Annotated in this window: 20 protein-coding genes; all 20 read left to right on the plus strand. The window is 35.7% G+C overall.

The genetic code is table 11. The annotated features are described in order from the left end of the window. Nucleotides 1-13 precede the first annotated feature (13 nt). The 20 genes from spoIIIAC (at nt 14) to spoIVB (ending at nt 17,954) form a co-directional block, all read left to right on the plus strand. On the plus strand, nt 14-220 hold the full coding sequence (gene spoIIIAC / locus BM121_RS09225) for a stage III sporulation protein AC (RefSeq protein WP_018934528.1): 207 nt from the start codon (nt 14-16) through the stop codon (nt 218-220). A 6-nt stretch (nt 221-226) separates the two neighbouring features. Beyond that, complete coding sequence (spoIIIAD, locus tag BM121_RS09230; RefSeq protein WP_091483349.1) at nt 227-619, plus strand: stage III sporulation protein AD; 393 nt, start codon at nt 227-229, stop codon at nt 617-619. Between the two features lie 15 nt (nt 620-634). After that, nucleotides 635-1,798: a stage III sporulation protein AE gene (gene spoIIIAE / locus BM121_RS09235; RefSeq protein ID WP_091483350.1), complete on the plus strand. Its 1,164-nt coding sequence runs from the start codon at nt 635-637 to the stop codon at nt 1,796-1,798. Nucleotides 1,799-1,810: 12 nt separating this feature from the next. Then, the gene (gene spoIIIAF / locus BM121_RS09240; RefSeq protein WP_281244816.1) at nt 1,811-2,431 is read left to right on the plus strand and encodes a stage III sporulation protein AF; all 621 of its coding nucleotides are present in this window, start codon (nt 1,811-1,813) and stop codon (nt 2,429-2,431) included. After that, nucleotides 2,424-3,068: a stage III sporulation protein AG gene (spoIIIAG, locus tag BM121_RS09245; RefSeq protein WP_091483352.1), complete on the plus strand. Its 645-nt coding sequence runs from the start codon at nt 2,424-2,426 to the stop codon at nt 3,066-3,068. Before spoIIIAF ends, spoIIIAG begins: the two co-directional genes overlap by 8 nt. Nucleotides 3,069-3,088: 20 nt before the next feature. Then, a complete protein-coding gene (locus BM121_RS09250) occupies nt 3,089-3,721 on the plus strand; it encodes a SpoIIIAH-like family protein (RefSeq protein ID WP_091483353.1) in 633 nt (210 codons plus the stop codon). A 203-nt stretch (nt 3,722-3,924) separates the two neighbouring features. Next, complete coding sequence (gene accB / locus BM121_RS09255; protein ID WP_091483354.1) at nt 3,925-4,419, plus strand: acetyl-CoA carboxylase biotin carboxyl carrier protein; 495 nt, start codon at nt 3,925-3,927, stop codon at nt 4,417-4,419. Between the two features lie 12 nt (nt 4,420-4,431). Continuing rightward, the gene (gene accC, locus BM121_RS09260; RefSeq protein ID WP_091483355.1) at nt 4,432-5,793 is read left to right on the plus strand and encodes an acetyl-CoA carboxylase biotin carboxylase subunit; all 1,362 of its coding nucleotides are present in this window, start codon (nt 4,432-4,434) and stop codon (nt 5,791-5,793) included. Nucleotides 5,794-5,817: 24 nt separating this feature from the next. Beyond that, nucleotides 5,818-6,210 carry an Asp23/Gls24 family envelope stress response protein gene (locus BM121_RS09265; RefSeq protein WP_091483356.1) on the plus strand — a complete coding sequence of 131 codons (393 nt, stop codon included), beginning with the start codon at nt 5,818-5,820 and terminating at the stop codon, nt 6,208-6,210. Nucleotides 6,211-6,419: 209 nt separating this feature from the next. Then, the gene (gene nusB, locus BM121_RS09270) at nt 6,420-6,800 is read left to right on the plus strand and encodes a transcription antitermination factor NusB (protein ID WP_091483357.1); all 381 of its coding nucleotides are present in this window, start codon (nt 6,420-6,422) and stop codon (nt 6,798-6,800) included. Nucleotides 6,801-6,812: 12 nt separating this feature from the next. Next, complete coding sequence (gene folD, locus BM121_RS09275) at nt 6,813-7,670, plus strand: bifunctional methylenetetrahydrofolate dehydrogenase/methenyltetrahydrofolate cyclohydrolase FolD (RefSeq protein WP_091483358.1); 858 nt, start codon at nt 6,813-6,815, stop codon at nt 7,668-7,670. 108 nt (nt 7,671-7,778) lie between these two features. Next, on the plus strand, nt 7,779-9,128 hold the full coding sequence (xseA, locus tag BM121_RS09280) for an exodeoxyribonuclease VII large subunit (RefSeq protein WP_139220259.1): 1,350 nt from the start codon (nt 7,779-7,781) through the stop codon (nt 9,126-9,128). Then, on the plus strand, nt 9,125-9,361 hold the full coding sequence (gene xseB, locus BM121_RS09285) for an exodeoxyribonuclease VII small subunit (protein WP_091483360.1): 237 nt from the start codon (nt 9,125-9,127) through the stop codon (nt 9,359-9,361). Before xseA ends, xseB begins: the two co-directional genes overlap by 4 nt. Continuing rightward, a complete protein-coding gene (locus BM121_RS09290) occupies nt 9,362-10,246 on the plus strand; it encodes a polyprenyl synthetase family protein (protein ID WP_091483361.1) in 885 nt (294 codons plus the stop codon). A 696-nt stretch (nt 10,247-10,942) separates the two neighbouring features. Then, nucleotides 10,943-11,521 carry a hypothetical protein gene (locus BM121_RS09295; protein WP_091483362.1) on the plus strand — a complete coding sequence of 193 codons (579 nt, stop codon included), beginning with the start codon at nt 10,943-10,945 and terminating at the stop codon, nt 11,519-11,521. 36 nt (nt 11,522-11,557) lie between these two features. After that, entirely contained in the window at nt 11,558-13,456 is a 1,899-nt protein-coding gene (gene dxs / locus BM121_RS09300; RefSeq protein ID WP_091483363.1) for a 1-deoxy-D-xylulose-5-phosphate synthase, read from the plus strand. A 6-nt stretch (nt 13,457-13,462) separates the two neighbouring features. After that, nucleotides 13,463-14,284 (plus strand): TlyA family RNA methyltransferase, encoded by an 822-nt coding sequence (locus BM121_RS09305; protein ID WP_175495376.1) that lies wholly within the window; start codon nt 13,463-13,465, stop codon nt 14,282-14,284. Between the two features lie 63 nt (nt 14,285-14,347). After that, a complete protein-coding gene (gene ahrC, locus BM121_RS09310; protein ID WP_091483365.1) occupies nt 14,348-14,797 on the plus strand; it encodes a transcriptional regulator AhrC/ArgR in 450 nt (149 codons plus the stop codon). A gap of 13 nt (nt 14,798-14,810) precedes the next feature. After that, on the plus strand, nt 14,811-16,526 hold the full coding sequence (gene recN / locus BM121_RS09315) for a DNA repair protein RecN (protein ID WP_091483366.1): 1,716 nt from the start codon (nt 14,811-14,813) through the stop codon (nt 16,524-16,526). A gap of 141 nt (nt 16,527-16,667) precedes the next feature. Beyond that, on the plus strand, nt 16,668-17,954 hold the full coding sequence (spoIVB, locus tag BM121_RS09320) for a SpoIVB peptidase (protein WP_091483367.1): 1,287 nt from the start codon (nt 16,668-16,670) through the stop codon (nt 17,952-17,954). Nucleotides 17,955-18,199: the final 245 nt, after the last annotated feature.

Raw genomic sequence — 18,199 nt, forward strand, 5'->3', positions numbered from 1 at the left:
GAGGAGATATCACGTGATTGGAGATACAAGTGTTTTATTTCAAATTGCAGGCATCGGAATTATCGTTGCGATGATTCATACTATATTAAAGCAAATGGGGAAAGAGGAATATGCTCAATTTGTAAGTTTGGTTGGTTTTATTATCGTTTTGTTATTTGTGCTTAACAGTATTTCGGATTTATTCCAGCAGATAAGAGCTGTATTTTTTCTAAAAGGATAATGGTTTATGGAAATCTTTGAAGTAATCAGTGTAGGAATTATAGCATCAGTTCTGTTTTTATTATTGAAGGACAAGCAGCCCAGTATTGCATTTCTTATTATTGTTTTAACTGTTCTCTATTTTTTTGTTTTTGTTATTCAGTATGTACAGGAAATTCTTCATCTCATTACTTATTTAGGTGAAGAGGCAAACATTAATGAAATATATATCAAGACCATACTTCAAATCATTGGGATTTCCTATATTACAGAAATTGGAGCAAACATTGTAAAAGATGCTGGTTTAGAATCAGTAGCTGTCAAAATTGAAATGATAGGAAAAGTGTTTATCCTCATTTTGGCTATTCCTATATTCAAATCATTAATTGAAACGATAATAAATATTTTTCCGATCACATAGTTAGGAAGGATATATATGAACTTTACTAGAAAACTTACTTTCATTATGGTACTTTTCTTTTTTATTATTCCTGTACAACTTTCAGCAGAAATCACCAATCAAACAGATGCCTACCAACAGATGATTGAAGGGAGCGAACTAGAGGGGTATTGGGATTACTTAGGGGATGAATATCAAGATGCACTTCCAGAACTCAATAAAGAAAATATATGGTCTATCGTAAAAGGAGATGGAAGTCTCTCCATTAAAGATTGGTTAGAAGGATTTCTCCGTTTCTTCTTTTATGAGATTGTGGAGAATGGTAAATTACTAGCGACATTAATGCTACTAACATTATTTTGTTTGATGTTACAAACCATTCAAAATGCATTTGAAAATCAAGTCGTTAGTAAAGTAGCATACGCGATTGTTTATACAATGTTGATCATTATAGCACTGAAAAGCTTCCAGCTGGCCTCTAGTTATGTACTTGATACAGTGGAAATGGCCCAAAATTTTTTAATTGCTTTATTGCCGCTGTTGTTAGGAATATTAGCTTCTCTTGGAAACCTTGTTACCATATCATTTTTCCATCCTATCATTATTTTTCTAATTCATACCAGTGTACTTGTGATCTCCAAGATTGTTATTCCGTTAATATTAATCTCAGCGATTCTTCATATTGTAAGCACCATTAGTCCAGAGTATAAAGCAACAAAATTAGCTAATTTAATAAAAAATATAGCGATTAGCTTAATGGGGATCCTTCTAACGGTTTTTCTTGGGGTTATATCAGTACAAGGAGCTGCAAGTGCGATTCAAGATGGTATTGCGATGAAAACTGCTAAATTTGTAACCGGTAATTTTATCCCGGTGATCGGCAGGATTTTCACAGATGCCACCGATACTGTATTAAGTGCAACCATTTTAATTAAGAATGGCATTGGCATGATTGGTGTAGTGATTTTAATTGGGATCGTATTGTTCCCAGCAATCAAGATTTTTACGATCTCTTTAATGTATAGAGTAGCTACTGCTATTTTACAACCTATTGGTGACGGACCAGTCATAGAATGTTTGGACATTATTGGTAAGCACATCCTTTACTTATTTGCTGCGCTATTATTAGTTACATTTATGTTTTTCTTTACTATTGTAATTCTTATTATATCCAGTAATTTGACTATGATGGTGAGATAGGGGGGGAGAATCATTGAATACCTATCAGGTTGGATATTGCAAATTATAATTTATATGATTCTAGCAATGATAGTTGATCTCATTCTTCCCAGTTCCACCCTAAAACAATATGTGAAATTGGTAGTGGGGTTATTACTTATTTTAATTATTCTGCAACCATTGCTTTCTATTTTTAATGTAGATGTTCATAAAATGGTAGATCAATTAATTGCAACAAATAGCGACCCATCTGTTGAATCCAAAATAGAAAATGGAATGAATCAGCAGAAAAGTGAAATAGAACAGATACAATCTGCATATGTATTAGAAGAGATGGTTGTCCAAATGGAAAATATAGTAGAGGAGGAGTTGCAAGAAACGTACAATTATCAAATTGTGGATCTGGAAGCAAATTGGGCAAGTAATCCAACTTCTGAAGAAAATGAACTGGAGCGTATATATGTAAAACTTGCCAACAAAGATGATACTTCTGCCAGAGTTGAAGAGGTGAATATACAAATTGGCGACTCATTACCTCAGGCTTCTGAATCTCCACCACAGGATATAACAGAAATAAAAAATTTCTTAGCTGATCAGTGGGGAGTTGAGGAGGATATAATTCATATCGGATGGAAGGAGGAATTAGGTGCCTAAATGGATGGAAAAGTTTCTGTCAAATCTAAAAACGAAAGACAAACGACCAACAAAAATGCAGTATATTGCTTTGCTGGTGTTAATAGCAGTTTTCATATTGTTAATTAGCAATATATTCAGCTCCAACCAATCAGATAATCAATCAACTGATCCTCCAAGAATGATTCAATCATCATCAGACGATGAAGAAAGTGAAACATGGAAACAATCAGATGCTTCTGATGCAACTTCAAAGATAGGAGATTTAGAAGCCTCATTTGAAAATGACTTAATCCAACTACTTGAAAAAATCACAGGTGTATCAGGAGTTGAAGTAATGGTCAATCTAGATGCCACAAATGAACAAGTATACGAGAAAAATTTAGTGATAGGTTCGCAAATTACAAATGAAACAGATCAAAATGGCGGTACGAGAAAAATTGATGATGAAACTAGAGAACAAACCGTTGTTGTCATTCGTCAAGGTGAACAAGAAACTCCGTTATTAGTTCAGACCAAAAAACCTCAAGTTAGAGGTGTACTGGTAGTTGCGGATGGCGTGGACAACCTAGATGTGAAAAAGTGGGTATTAGAAGCCGTATCCAAAGTGTTGGATGTACCGGCTCATCGAGTTTCGGTAATGCCGAAAAACACATAGATTTATTAGGAGGGGAAACTATGTTAAAAAAGCAAACAGTTTGGTTGTTGACGATGTTAAGTTTAATGATTGTGTTAAGTGTGTATTATTTAAATGCACCATCTGAAGGAGATTTGGCATATTTTGATGCAGATCAGGAGCAAGACCAGGATCAAACGACATCATCATCCAACGTAGATCAAGTAACTGATGAATCGATTTTAGAGGGTACAGAAGAGACTGGAATAGAGGGTATGGAAACAGAAAATATGGAAGCAGAAGATACAGAAACGGATAGCTTAAATACATCATCGATTAATTCTGAAGAATATTTCGCAGCAGTACGTATGGAAATCACCACTCAAAGAAGTAGGGAAAAAGAAAGACTGGAATCAATTGTTGCTTCAAGTGAAAGTAGTTCAGACGAGAAAAATGAAGCGTATGAAGCAATGAAAGAAATTGAAGTGGTAGATAAAAAAGAAAGTATACTCGAGGAAACATTGAAATCTCTTAATGGTTATGAAGAAGTGCTTGTTCGCAATGTATCAGACAATAATATCGTCGTAACTGTTCAAGCAGACAGTCTTTCAACGACAGAAGCGAATGAAATAATTCAACACGCAAAAGATGAATTTGGTGAAATAAAAATCGATGTCAGCTATAATCCAAGTTAAGCCTAGTGTCTATCGTTTCAATATACGTTTACTTGTCCTTGAGATTTCTCGAGGACATTTTTTATTTTTTTCGTAGTTAGAATTTTTACGATCTTTCCTTACAATAAAAAGAAAGGTTGCAGTTTCTAGATCTATTGCGTAAAATGTTAAAAGGAGTTATTAGTACCTGTTATTAATTGTAACAAAGTTGAAGGGGTGCAAAAATGTTAACAATACAAGAAATCAATCAATTAATTGACAAATTAGATCAATCAACTATTGACGAATTCTCTTATGAAGCTAATGGAGGAAAAATTAAACTTAAAAAAAATACAGGTGATACAAGACAAGTAACGTCACAACCTGTAGTACAATCGCAAGAATCAGTACCACAAGTAAATGTGGAATCAACAACAAAATCTGAAGTTTCAACAGAAGAGACAGAAACAAAAGAAGAAGCACAACCAAAAGCAGATTATGATCATGAAATTGTCTCACCTATGGTAGGAACATTCTATAGTTCACCATCACCTGATAAACCAGTATTTGTCCACGTTGGTGATCAAGTAAATGATGATGCCATTGTATGTATCGTAGAAGCGATGAAATTATTTAATGAAATAGAAGCAGATGTAACAGGAACGATAACAGAAATACTAGCAGAAAATGGTGAATTAGTGGAATATGGACAACCATTATTCCGAATCAAGAAGGCATAAGGGGATGACATTGTGATTAAGAAACTGTTAATTGCTAACCGTGGAGAAATAGCAGTCAGAATTATTCGATCTGCCAAAGAAATGGGAATAGATACGGTGGCAGTATACTCAGAAGCTGATAGAGATGCATTGCATGTACAATTAGCGGATGAAGCTTATTGTATCGGGCCGAAATTAAGTACGGACAGTTATTTAAACTTTACTAATATTATGAGTGTGGCAACATTAACTGATACCGATGCAATTCATCCCGGTTACGGATTCTTATCAGAAAATGCTGATTTTGCTGAGATCTGTGATGCATGTAATATAACGTTTGTTGGTCCTAGTGCCTATGCTATTCAAAAAATGGGTACAAAAGATGTTGCAAGAGAAACAATGCGAGAAGCAGGTGTACCAGTGGTACCGGGGTCAAATGGTATAATAGCAGATGAAGAAGAGGGACTTAAAGTAGCCAACGAAATAGGATTTCCTGTTATTATTAAAGCAACTGCTGGCGGCGGAGGCAAAGGTATTCGCGTTGCCCGTACGGAGGAAGAGCTATTAAAAGGTATCCGTGTAACCCAGAATGAAGCAGAAAAAGCATTTGGTAATCCGGGTGTATATTTGGAAAAATATATTGAAGATTTCCGTCATGTAGAAATTCAGGTTCTAGCAGATAATCATGGCAATGTGATACACCTTGGCGAACGTGATTGTACCGTTCAAAGGAGATTGCAAAAATTAATTGAAGAAACACCATCACCAGCAATTGATGAAGATATGCGAAAAAAGATGGGTGAAGCTGCAGTTAAGGCTGCAAGAGCCGTTCAATATTCTGGTGCAGGAACCATTGAATTTATTTTCGACAAAAAAGAAAATAGCTTTTATTTTATGGAAATGAATACACGTATCCAGGTAGAGCATCCTGTTACTGAAATGGTTACAGGTGTAGATCTAATTAAAGAACAAATCAACATTGCTAATAATGAGAAACTTAACTATAAACAGGAAGATATTACTTTTAATGGATGGGCAATGGAATGCCGTATTAATGCAGAAAACCCTGAAAAAGATTTTATGCCATCTGCAGGTAAGATAGAAATGTATTTACCCCCAGGTGGTTTAGGTGTAAGGGTCGATTCAGCGGTATATCCGGGCTATCAAATTCCACCTTATTATGATTCGATGATTGCAAAATTAATTACTTATGGTAAGACACGAAAAGAAGCGGTTGATCGGATGAAACGTGCACTGGATGAATTTGTAGTAGAAGGTGTTCATACAACGATCCCATTCCATAGAAAAATGATGGTGCATCCTGTATTTGTTAATGGTGATTTTAATACAAGTTTTTTAGAGAACTATAGTATAATGGAAGAAGAGCAAGACTAATCTTAGTTAAAAGGGGTGTTTATCATGGTTGAAAACCAATTACTTAATGTTAGTGAATCTACTCCTTTAGGAAAAGTCGAAATTGCACCAGATGTATTAGAGGTGATTGCAGGTATTGCAACTACTGAAGTACTAGGTGTATCAAGCATGAGAGGTAATTTTGCATCAGGAGTGGCAGAACGGTTAGGGAAAAAAGCACATGGTAAAGGAATTAAAGTAGAACTGAAAGAAGATATTGTGTCCATTGACGTATATATAGTTGTGGATTATGGACATTCTGTTCCGACTGTCGCTGAAAAAATACAAGTGAACGTAAGGCAAGGAATAGAAAATATGACTGCAATTCAAATTAAAGAAATTAATGTGCATGTTGTAGGCGTTCAAATGGAACAAGATATTGATGAAAAAGATGAGTAATGTTTGATACTGAAGTGAATGAAGGTCCTACAGAAATATCTGATAGGACTTTTATTCATTATTACATCTTTACATATAAGTAATTACCTTATCTTGCTGGTATCAATATTTTTTGTCGAGGGATGATAAGATTTAATGGCAATCGAAAAGATAACATGGTATCATTTGAAAGTGAAGAATATGACCGTGATAAGGAGAAGAAGAAGTACATGAAACGAAGAATTGCACGTGAGAAAGCATTACAAATTTTATTTTCATTGGATACTGAGGAATATGATTTAGCAACTACCGTGGAACATACATTGGATGAGGATGAACATGACCCGTTTATATTAAATGTGGTTAATGGTGTTGCCACGAACAAACAAGAGATTGATGAAAAAATCAAAGGTCATTTAGAAAAATGGTCTTTGGAAAGAGTTGCCTTAGTGGAGAGAACATTACTTCGTATGGCTGTTTATGAATTATTTTATTTTAAAGATGCACCTGAAAGTGTGGTAATCAATGAAGCGATTGAGATTGCGCATGTTTTCGGTGATGATAAATCAGGTAAGTTTATCAATGGTGTATTATCAAAAATGATAAAATAAGGGGGAGCTATTGTGTCTGCAGAAGTTATTTATGGTAGTGAGCTAGCACAATCTTTAAGAGACGAGATGAAGGAAGAAGTAAACGGGCTTCGTAATAAAGGTATTATTCCGGGGTTGACAGTGGTATTAATAGGTGAAGATCCGGCCTCGAAATCTTACGTGAGAGGGAAGCAAAAAGCGTCTGATTACGTTGGAGTTGATTCAGAATTAATTGAGTTACCAGAATCCACTACACAAGAGGAGTTATTATCTCTAATTGACACACTAAATAATAAAGATTCGGTCCATGGAATCTTAGTACAGTTGCCTTTACCAGCTCAAATTGATGAAGAAGTAATCATTGAAGCGATTTCGCCAGAGAAAGATGTCGACGGTTTTCACCCGATAAGCATCGGTCGTATGATGACTGGAAAAGATACCTTCTATCCTTGTACACCTTATGGTATTATTCAAATGATGAAATCAAAAAACATTTCGTTAGAAGGAAAGCATGCTGTTGTACTTGGGAGAAGTAATATTGTCGGGAAACCTGTAGGGCAATTACTTTTAAGTGAAAATGCAACGGTTACCTATTGTCACTCTCGCACCAAAAATATGGAACAATACATAGCGTCTGCTGACATTTTGATAGTAGCAGTAGGGAAAGCACATTTTTTAAATGGTGATCATATAAAAGAAGGAGCCATTGTTATTGATGTAGGTGTTAACCGCATTGAAGATGGTTCTCTTACTGGGGATGTTGACTTTGATTCTGCTAAAGAAAAAGCAAGCTATATCACACCAGTTCCAAAAGGTGTTGGTCCGATGACGATTACTATGTTAATGCATAACACAATTAAATCCGCTAAAAAAACGAACGGATTATTATAAGAATTAACTTGTGAAACAGCTGCACTTATTTTAATATGGAAAGAAAAGGTCATTCTTATCATTAGAATGACCTTTTCTTGCAAAGAATGCATTCAAAGGGATGATGTTGTGGAAGATAAATATTTATCAGTAACTGCGCTAACAAAATATATAAAAAAGAAGTTTGATGTAGACAGACATCTCAATCATATTTGGTTAAGAGGTGAAATATCGAATTTTAAGCACCATTCAAGAGGTCATATGTATTTGACAATAAAAGATGATCATACCAGCATTCGGGCTGTCATGTTTCATAGACAGAATCAAGATCTCACTTTTCAACCAGAGGACGGCATGAAGGTGTTAATCAGAGGTTATGTTAGTGTTTTTGAATCACAAGGCCAATATCAGTTATATATACAGGAGTTACAGCCAGATGGAATCGGTGCACTCCACTTAGCTTTTGAACAATTAAAAAAACAGCTATCAAAGGAAGGGCTTTTTGATACGATACATAAAAAGACATTACCGAAATACCCTCAGCAAATTGCAGTATTGACTTCACCAACTGGTGCTGCTATCCGTGATATATTAACTACAATGGAAAGACGTTATCCCATTGCTAATATTTTAATTATTCCTGTTTTAGTACAAGGTAAACAGGCATCAACCTCTATCGTGAACGCTATTAAAAAAGCAAATGAAATCGATAGCCTTGATCTAATGATCATAGGGCGTGGCGGGGGATCATTAGAAGAATTATGGAGTTTTAATGAAGAGGAAGTAGCTAGGGCGATTTTTCAATCCCAACTTCCCGTTATATCTGCTGTTGGACATGAAACAGATGTAACTATTAGCGATATGGTGGCAGATTTACGTGCACCAACTCCTACAGCAGCTGCTGAAATAGCTGTACCATCTCAAATAGAATTAATAGACAAGCTTAAAAAAATGGATCAATTTATCGAGAACAATATTCGGAATAAAATGGAGCGTTCTCGTGAAAAAGTGGATTCTATTGAAAATTCATATGTCTTCAAATATCCTGAACGATTAGTAGAAGAAAAAGAACAAAGGCTTGATCGAGCGGTGGACCAGCTGGGGAAACAATTACAACGTACAATTCAAGTGAAAAGAGACTATTTTAAATATTTGGATCAACGTTATCAGCGTCTCAGTCTTGATAAACAGTTGGAGAAACAAAACCAGTATGTACAAGATTTATTAAAGCGATTATATCGTGCGAACAAACAACAGTTGGATCAGAAGAAAAATCTGTTTAGTAAGAACTTAGCCCAGCTAGATTTATTAAATCCAACTCGAATTATGAGTAGAGGATATTCGATTACATATTCGGAGGGAAATGAAATTATTCGAAGTGTTAACCAGGTTGAAAAGGATAATGAATTAATCATCCAACTTTCAGATGGTCTTGTAGAATGTAGAGCACAAGAAATTAGAAGGGGAGATAATACATGAGTGAAACAAACAAGGAATTATCATTTGAAGACGCGTTAGAACAATTAGAATCGATTGTAAACAAAATGGAAGAAGGAGAAGTTCCATTAGAAAAAGCAATGGAGTATTATGCAGAAGGATCCAAATTGTCAAAAATATGCCACGATAAATTAGTCAATGCTGAGAAACAAATGAAAGAAATATTACGTGAGGATAATAAACGCTCAAGCTTTGAAATTCAGGAGGAAAATTAAGTGGGGCATTCAATACAAAATATGTTAGAGAGAGAACAACAACAATTAAATACCGCTTTAACATCTTACATTAAAGAATTAACTATACCTGATCGATTAAAAGAATCCGTTCTATATTCCATTGAAGCAGGCGGAAAAAGGTTACGACCGCTTTTAATGAAATTAACATGTACAGGACTAGGTGGAGATCCCGAGAAAGTATATCCTGCAGCGGTTGCGTTAGAAATGATCCATACATATTCCTTGATACATGATGATCTCCCGGCAATGGATGATGACACGTATCGCAGAGGACAACTAACTAATCATAAAAAGTATGACGAAGCAACGGCTATCTTAGCAGGAGATGGTTTACTTACGAATAGTTTTCATGTTATTACTACTTCAAATTTATATACCGACCAAGAAAAAGTTAACATTGTGACCAAGTTATCGAAAGCAAGTGGATTAGAAGGAATGGTTGCCGGCCAATATTTGGATATGGAAGCAGAAAATCAGACTATCACCATTTCCAATTTAGAAAGAATTCATCACTTAAAAACAGGGAGACTCATTTCATTTGCTGTAGTAATTGGCGGGTTTTTAGCAGGTGCTTCACTTGGTACAATGGAAATATTAAAGAAATATGGTGATTATCTTGGCATTATATTTCAAATTCAAGATGATATTTTAGACATAGAAGGCGATCAAGCAATAATAGGTAAACGTGTTGGTAGTGATATTGATAATGAGAAAAACACTTATCCAAGTATTCTAGGGTTGGACGGAGCTAAGCGATATAAAGCCAAATACGTAAATGAAGCTGTCCAATGCTTGCAAGAGGTAGGTTTAGAAAATACAGATCTGGCCTTGATAAGTAGTTATTTAAGTGAACGAAACCAGTAATAATATTGTGAAAAAACAAGAAACATGTTATATTTAAAGTAAGTAAATGGGATGGTGCAGTATTCTAGTCAATTCTCTGTTTCTGAAGGCGGGCCTAAAAATCCGCCAAAGGGCACATCGATGAAGTTCCTTGTGTGGGCTTGAGGCGCCCAGCCTTGGGTCGATGCTGGGAGTTAAGGTTGAAGGGCGATCCACAAAGGCATGTGGGCGACGACCCTTCTTCCGCGGAGGCCTATCTCTGTATTTTATTCTTAGCCAAGCATAAAGTATGGAATGGGGTATGAACCTATGTAATAAGGATTGGGAAATTCTTATTCGTAGCGTAGCCTGCCTTGAGTGATACGAAGGGGATTACAGGTAACAAAGTGTTCTTAATTGGATGGCCACTAGTTTTGAACATGTTTTTCTGTATGAAATTCGCATTGCAAAAGAGGCTAGGAAACGGTTAAGGATTGTTGAGGAAATCTCCTAGACTGTTCCAAATGGACATTTAAAAGGGATTATAGTGCGGACTAAGTGGTAATCCAGTCTAGCATTGGGTGACTAAGCTAAGACAGGTTTAAAGGGGAACCGCCAGAGTGGCAACACTCGGTATCTGTCTGGGAAAACCTACTGGACCTAAGCCGCAGTTTTTACCTTTAAAATGACCATTCCATTCCTATATACATAAATGTCCCCAATTAACGAGGTTTTTATATGAATAAAAAACAATTGCAAAAGTCGATAAAATTCAGTTTGAGCATTGCCGTTATCACGTTTGTGTTAGCGGCTATTTTTTCAATAGTATCCTCAGCGATATTAAGTGGAGTAATGTCGATCATTGGGTTAGCGATAGTATTTATTATTGTATTTATTGGTGTCTTTTTTGATATGCTAGGAATTGCAGCAACTGCTGCAGATGAAGTGCCATTTCACGCAATGGCAGCAGAGAAGGTAAGCGGTTCCAAACAGGCGATACAGATTGTCAGAAATGCTGATCGGTTTGCCAGTTTTTGTAATGATGTAATTGGAGATATTTCTGGTATAATAAGTGGAACGGCATCCGCTATCGTAGTATTGCAACTTTCGAATGGATTTGGTTATGGCGAAGGTACAACTTTTCATTTGTCCATTAACGTAATTCTTACCAGCCTTGTTGCTGCTTTAACTGTCGGTGGAAAGGCAATGGGTAAGTTCTTAGCCATTCATTCTTCAACCAAAATAATTTTTATTGTCGGTAAAATAATTGCTTTTTCAGAAGAAAAATTTAAAATAAAAGTATTGTCGAATAAATAAGACGAATCTTGAATAAATAGTAGGGAGGATTCCTTCATGGATCTAACCAAGATAAAAAGTCCAACATTTCTAAAACAATTAAATGCGGAAGAACTAGAAATCTTAGCCGGTGAAATTCGCCAGTTTTTGATTGAAAAGTTATCCGTAACAGGAGGCCATTTAGGGGCCAATCTAGGAGTAGTAGAACTGACGCTCGCATTACACAAGCAATTTAGCAGTCCTAAAGATAAATTAATTTTTGATGTCGGTCACCAATCCTACATTCATAAAATGCTGACAGGACGTACGGAACAATTTGATACGCTTAGACAGTATAAAGGACTTTGCGGTTTTCCTAAAATGACGGAAAGCAAGCATGACGTTTGGGAAACAGGACATAGCTCAACATCACTTTCAGCGGCTATGGGTATGGCGATAGCTCGTGATATGAAAAAAGATACTAATTATGTTGTACCAATCATAGGTGATGGTGCTTTAACAGGTGGTATGGCTTTAGAAGCATTAAATCATATTGGGCATGAGAAGAAAAATATCACGGTTATTCTCAATGATAACGAAATGTCTATCGCAGGCAATGTCGGGGCATTACATAATGCTTTGGGAAGAATGAGAAGTGCCGGGAAGTATAATCGTGTCAAGGATGAGTTAGAAATCTTGTTAAAAAGAATTCCTGCGGTTGGTGGTATGATCGCTCAAACAGCAGAACGAGTGAAGGGTAGTATGAAATATTTTATGGTTCCGGGAATGTTGTTTGAGGAATTTGGTTTTACTTATTTTGGACCGGTTGACGGTCATGATTTTAAAGATTTAGAGGAAAATATTGAATATGCCAAGAAAACACAAGGTCCCGTACTTGTTCATGTTATTACGCAAAAAGGAAAAGGATACTACCCTGCTGAATCAGATAAAAAAGATAAATGGCACGGTGTAGGTCCTTATAAAATTGATTCAGGTGAAAAAATCAAGCCTGCAAATGCAGCACCAGCTTGGAGTCAGGTTGTTAGTGATACATTAGAAAATATTGCTGGAAAAGATGAGCGCCTTGCAGTGATCACACCTGCAATGATACTTGGTTCAAAATTGGATAAATTTCAGGAAAAATATCCTGATCGGTTATTTGATGTAGGAATCGCAGAACAGCATGCTACTACGTTGTCAGCTGGTCTGGCAACGCAAGGCATGAAACCTTTTCTTGCGATCTATTCTACCTTCTTGCAAAGAGCGTATGATCAATTAGTACATGATGTCTGTCGTCAAAACTTGAACGTTACATTTGGTATTGACCGTTCAGGGCTAGTAGGAGCTGATGGTGAAACACATCAAGGAGTTTTTGATATTGCATTCTTACGCCATTTACCTAATATGGTGATTATGATGCCTAAAGACGAAAATGAGTGTCAACATATGGTTAACACGGCTATTTCTTATGATGATGGCCCAATCGCCGTTCGTTTCCCAAGAGGAAATGGCTTAGGTGTTGACATGGATCAGCAATTAAAAACATTGCCTATCGGTAAATGGGAAGTGCTAAAACAAGGTGCGGATGCAGTTATTTTAACGTTTGGTACTACTATTGATATGTCACTTGCCGCCAGCGAATATTTGCAAAAGCAAGGTGTTCATGTTGAAGTAATTAACGCGAGATTTATTAAACCGTTAGATGAACAAATTTTACATGACAGAATGACTAAAAACATCCCGATCTTAACTGTAGAAGAAGCAGTACTTAAAGGTGGATTTGGTTCTGCAGTTCTTGAATTTGCAGGCGATAATAGTTATCATCCACACATTAAAAGAATGGGTATCCCTGATCGGTATATAGAACATGGTAATGTGAATGAACTACTTGAGGAAATTAATTTAACAAAAGAGCAAATTGTTGGGGAATTAAAAAAATTATTAGCCGTAAGTAATGATGAGCAAAAAAGGGCATGATGAATAATGAGTAAAAAAATTAGATTAGATCAATTAATAGTTGATCGCGGCTTGAGTGAATCAAGAGAGAAGGCAAAAAGAACCGTCATGGCTGGTCTTGTCTTCTCTGAAGGGCAACGCATAGACAAGCCTGGTACAAAAGTGAATAATGATATCCCAATTGATATCAAAGGGAAGGCGATACCGTATGTAGGACGTGGTGGATTAAAATTAGCAAAAGCTATTGAATATTTCCCTTTAGATTTAAACGGTAAAGTCATGGTTGATGTCGGTTCTTCTACTGGTGGATTTACCGATTGCGCATTACAAAATGGAGTTAGTTTAAGTTATGCGATCGATGTCGGCTATAATCAATTAGATTGGAAATTACGAAATGATTCTAGAGTAGTTGTCATGGAAAGAACCAACTTCCGATACGTTACACCGGACATGCTAAAAGAAGAGGCACCGAATTTTGCAACAGTAGATGTTTCTTTCATATCTCTGCGATTAATTTTACCACCACTTTTCCAGTTGTTATCTGCAGACAGTAAGGCAGTTATTTTAATTAAGCCTCAATTTGAAGCTGGAAGAGAACAAGTAGGCAAAAAAGGAATTGTGAGAGATTCATCCGTACACTTACAAGTTTTACGAGATATATTGTCTTTTGCGGAAGAAACAGGATTTAAAATTTTGGATGTGACTTTTTCTCCAATAACTGGAGGAGATGGAAATATTGAGTATCTAGGGTTATTGGAAAAATCAGATTCCGATATAAATGTGAAAATGGACTTACTACCCTTAACGGAAAAGGTAGTAAAGGAATCCCATCAAGCATTAGAACGCTAAATCCTAATGGACTACCCGTAAAGTAGTCCATTTTCATATGAACAAGAACCGGGAGGAAGAACCATGAACAAAGCTCAACGACATATTAAAATTCGTGAGATCATTACAGATAATGAAATTGAAACGCAAGATGATTTAGTTGAGGAACTTAGAAGTCAAGGGTATGGCATTACGCAAGCAACTATTTCACGAGATATTAAGGAATTACATTTGGTAAAGGTTCCTACTACAGATGACAGGTATAAATATAGTTTACCGGCTGACCAAAAATTTAATCCCTTAAACAAACTAAAGCGATTTATTATGGATGCATTTATCAGTATAGATACAGCTACACATTTTATTGTCATGAAAACTTTACCAGGGAATGCCCAGGCAATGGGAGCATTAATTGATAATTTAGGTTGGGATGAAATTGTAGGTTGTATTTGTGGTGACGATACCATCCTTATCATAAGTAAAACGACGGAAGAAGCAGAAGCACTTAAAGAAAAATTTTTAGAGATGTTATAAAGGCGGTGAGCATATGTTAACCGAATTATCCATTAAAAATTTTGCTATTATTGATGAACTTCATATTCCATTTCAAAAAGGTTTAACGGTATTAACTGGTGAAACAGGTGCTGGAAAATCGATCATAATCGATGCAGTAGGTTTATTGATTGGTGGAAGGGGATCGGTTGAATATGTTCGTCATGGTGAAAAAAAGGCTGAACTAGAAGGTTTGTTTATTATTGATGATACGGAACACCCTGTCTATCAGAAGGCAAGGGAGTTGGGAATTGACATAATGGAAGATCATATGCTTGTTCTTCACCGAACTATTTCTCATTCAGGAAAAAGTATCTGCCGTATTAATGGTAAATTGACAACTTTAGCCTTATTAAAGGAAATTGGTCAATCTGTCTTAGATATACATAGCCAACACGAAACACAAGCTTTATTGAATCAGGATAAACATATGGAATTATTGGATTATTTTTATCAGTCCAATCATTCTCGCTTTAAGAAGCACTATCAAAAATTATTTCAGCAGTGGAAAGAACTTAAATATAAATACGAAGCTAATAATAAAAATGAACAGGAATTGGCTCAACGAATTGATTTGTTGGAATTTCAGTTAAATGAAATTCAAAATGCTGATTTACAACCAAATGAAGATGAAGACCTAACTGATGAACGAAATGAATTAAATCATTTCGAATTGATCCATAAAAACTTAAATGATGCATATGCTGCGTTACATGGTGAGCAAAAAGGGTTGGACTGGTTATCGCATGCTGCTAATAACCTTGAAGAAGCAGGAGAACATAATAAAGACATTCAAAAGTTGAATCAACAATATGTTGATCATTATTACTTAATTGAAGAAATATCTTATCAAATCAGACAACACCTTGAAAATATGGATTATGAACCAGGCCGTTTAGAATTAATTGAATCAAGGTTACATGAAATTGATCAATTGAAAAGAAAGTACGGCCAAAGTGTTGAAGAAATCATGACGTATAGTGCCAAAATTGAGGAAGAATTAGATGAAATAAAAAATCGTGATCAGCATCTTGCAAATTTATCAGAAATGTTGCAAGAAGCATCAAATGATTTGTTGTTAGAAGCAAAAGAGTTGCATAACATTAGAAAAAAAGCTGCTAAACAATTGGAAAAAGCAGTTATAACCGAATTAAAAGATCTTTATTTAGAAAAAACGAATTTCCAAGTAGATGTATTCATTCCTAATAAAGAGAAAGGTGGCATACCTTTTGAAGGGAAAAAAGTAGCTCTGCATCAAGGTGGAATTGATCAAGTAAGATTTTTAATTTCAACAAATCCTGGAGAACCTGTAAAAGAACTGGACCGGATTGCTTCAGGTGGGGAAATGTCACGAATTATGTTAGCACTAAAAAATATTTTTTCAAAGCATCAAGGCATTACAAGTGTCATTTTTGACGAAGTAGATACAGGAGTTAGTGGACGTGTTGCACAATCGATGGCAGATAAAATTTATAATATTTCAATTGGATCACAAGTTCTTTGTATAACACATTTGCCACAGGTGGCTTCCATAGCTGATACGCATTTGAAAATCGAAAAGGTGATTAAGGAAAACCGAACACATACAGCAATCCAAGAATTATCCTTTGAACAAAGGATTGATGAAATTGGAAAAATGATTACAGGTGCTGAATTAACAGAAACTTCCAGAACACATGCAAAAGAATTAATTGAGATGAATCATAAATAATAATAGTATCCCGGCAAATGATTTCTACAAGTGGAAATGTTCACCCGATTTTGTTATGTTTAACGGGTTTAAAAAGCCCTCCTTAAGGTCAAATTAATGATACAGATCAAAAACAGTCTGTACTACAAGGAGGGCGATGTTGTGAAGAATGATTATGTAAGAAAAAGTATAGGATTAATACTCCTTGTCATATTATTTGTACTCCCATGGTATTCACCATTTCAAATATACCTTTCCATCCCAAATCAAATTAAAACCTTTTCTCAGTCAGAATCGGTTCCATTACCGACATTAGGTGATGATGTTTCGGTATCCGCAATGAATGAAGGTTCCGTTCATTATGCTACAGATTTAATGAATTATTCGATTGAGGAAAGTGGTAATGATGAAGTCACCTATACTTTAGGTCAAGTTCCAGTGAAAAAAGTCAATGTCGAAGTGTATGATGATTTCCAAATCATCCCTGGTGGTCAATCGATAGGAATTAACCTGCAAACCCAGGGAGTTTTAGTGGTAGGACATCATTTGGTTACAACTGATGATGGAACAACATCTCCAGGTGAAGAAGCAAATATTCAAGTCGGAGACAGCATTATATCGATTAATGATAAATCCATTTCAAGCATGGAAGAAGTAGCACCGGTAGTAAAGGAAGCCGGAGAGAACGATAAACCATTAGATGTTGAAATTAAACGGGGACAGGAGACAATTGAAACAGATCTAACTCCTCAATATGATATTAAAGAAGAAGATTATCGGATTGGCTTATATATTCGTGATTCAGCAGCTGGAATTGGAACCATGACCTTTTATGATCCGAAATCAGAAAAATATGGTGCATTAGGACATATAATTTCGGACATGGACACAAGAAAACCGGTAGAAATTAATGATGGATCAATTGTCCGTTCCGAAATAACTGATATTAAAAAAGGAGAAAATGGGGTTCCAGGAGAAAAGAAAGCAGATTTTAAGTTCAACGATGTGCAGTTAGGTGATATAACTAAAAATTCACCTTTTGGTATTTTTGGGACATTAAAAGACCCACCTGACGAAGGAAAGTGGTCAAAACCAATGCCGATAGCATTACCAAATGAAGTAAAAGAAGGACCAGCTCAAATACTAACCGTAATCGATGGAGAAAAAGTGGAAGCATTTGATGTAGAGATTGTTAACAGCATTGAGCAATCAGCTCCTGCAACGAAAGGGTTAATATTAGAAATAACTGATAAGCGATTATTAGACGCAACTGGAGGCATTGTTCAAGGAATGAGTGGTAGCCCAATAATCCAAAATGATAAGGTTATTGGTGCGGTTACACATGTTTTTGTTAATGATCCAACTAGTGGCTATGGAGTACACATCGAATGGATGTTGAATGAAGCAGGAATTAATATATACAAACAAGAAAATAAGAAAGCAAGCTAATTAAAGCAAGGTATGGGTCAGAAATTGATGCCCTCTCGAAGCCTCTTCGCTTTCTTAAAGATTAATTATTCCAAGCCCGTTTCACTTTATATGGAAACGGGTTTTTACTTTTTTACGGAAAGTAAATTTGAGCACGAGTAGAAATAAAAACATTGATGTAAGGGAGTAGTTTTGCTATGCTAAAATAAAGATTTTTCGACATTTCCAATATTTAAAAGAAAAATTAATTTTTTTGAGAAGATAAG

The sequence above is a fragment of the Gracilibacillus orientalis genome (assembly GCF_900114645.1).
In the GTDB taxonomy this organism is placed as follows: domain Bacteria; phylum Bacillota; class Bacilli; order Bacillales; family Amphibacillaceae; genus Gracilibacillus; species Gracilibacillus orientalis.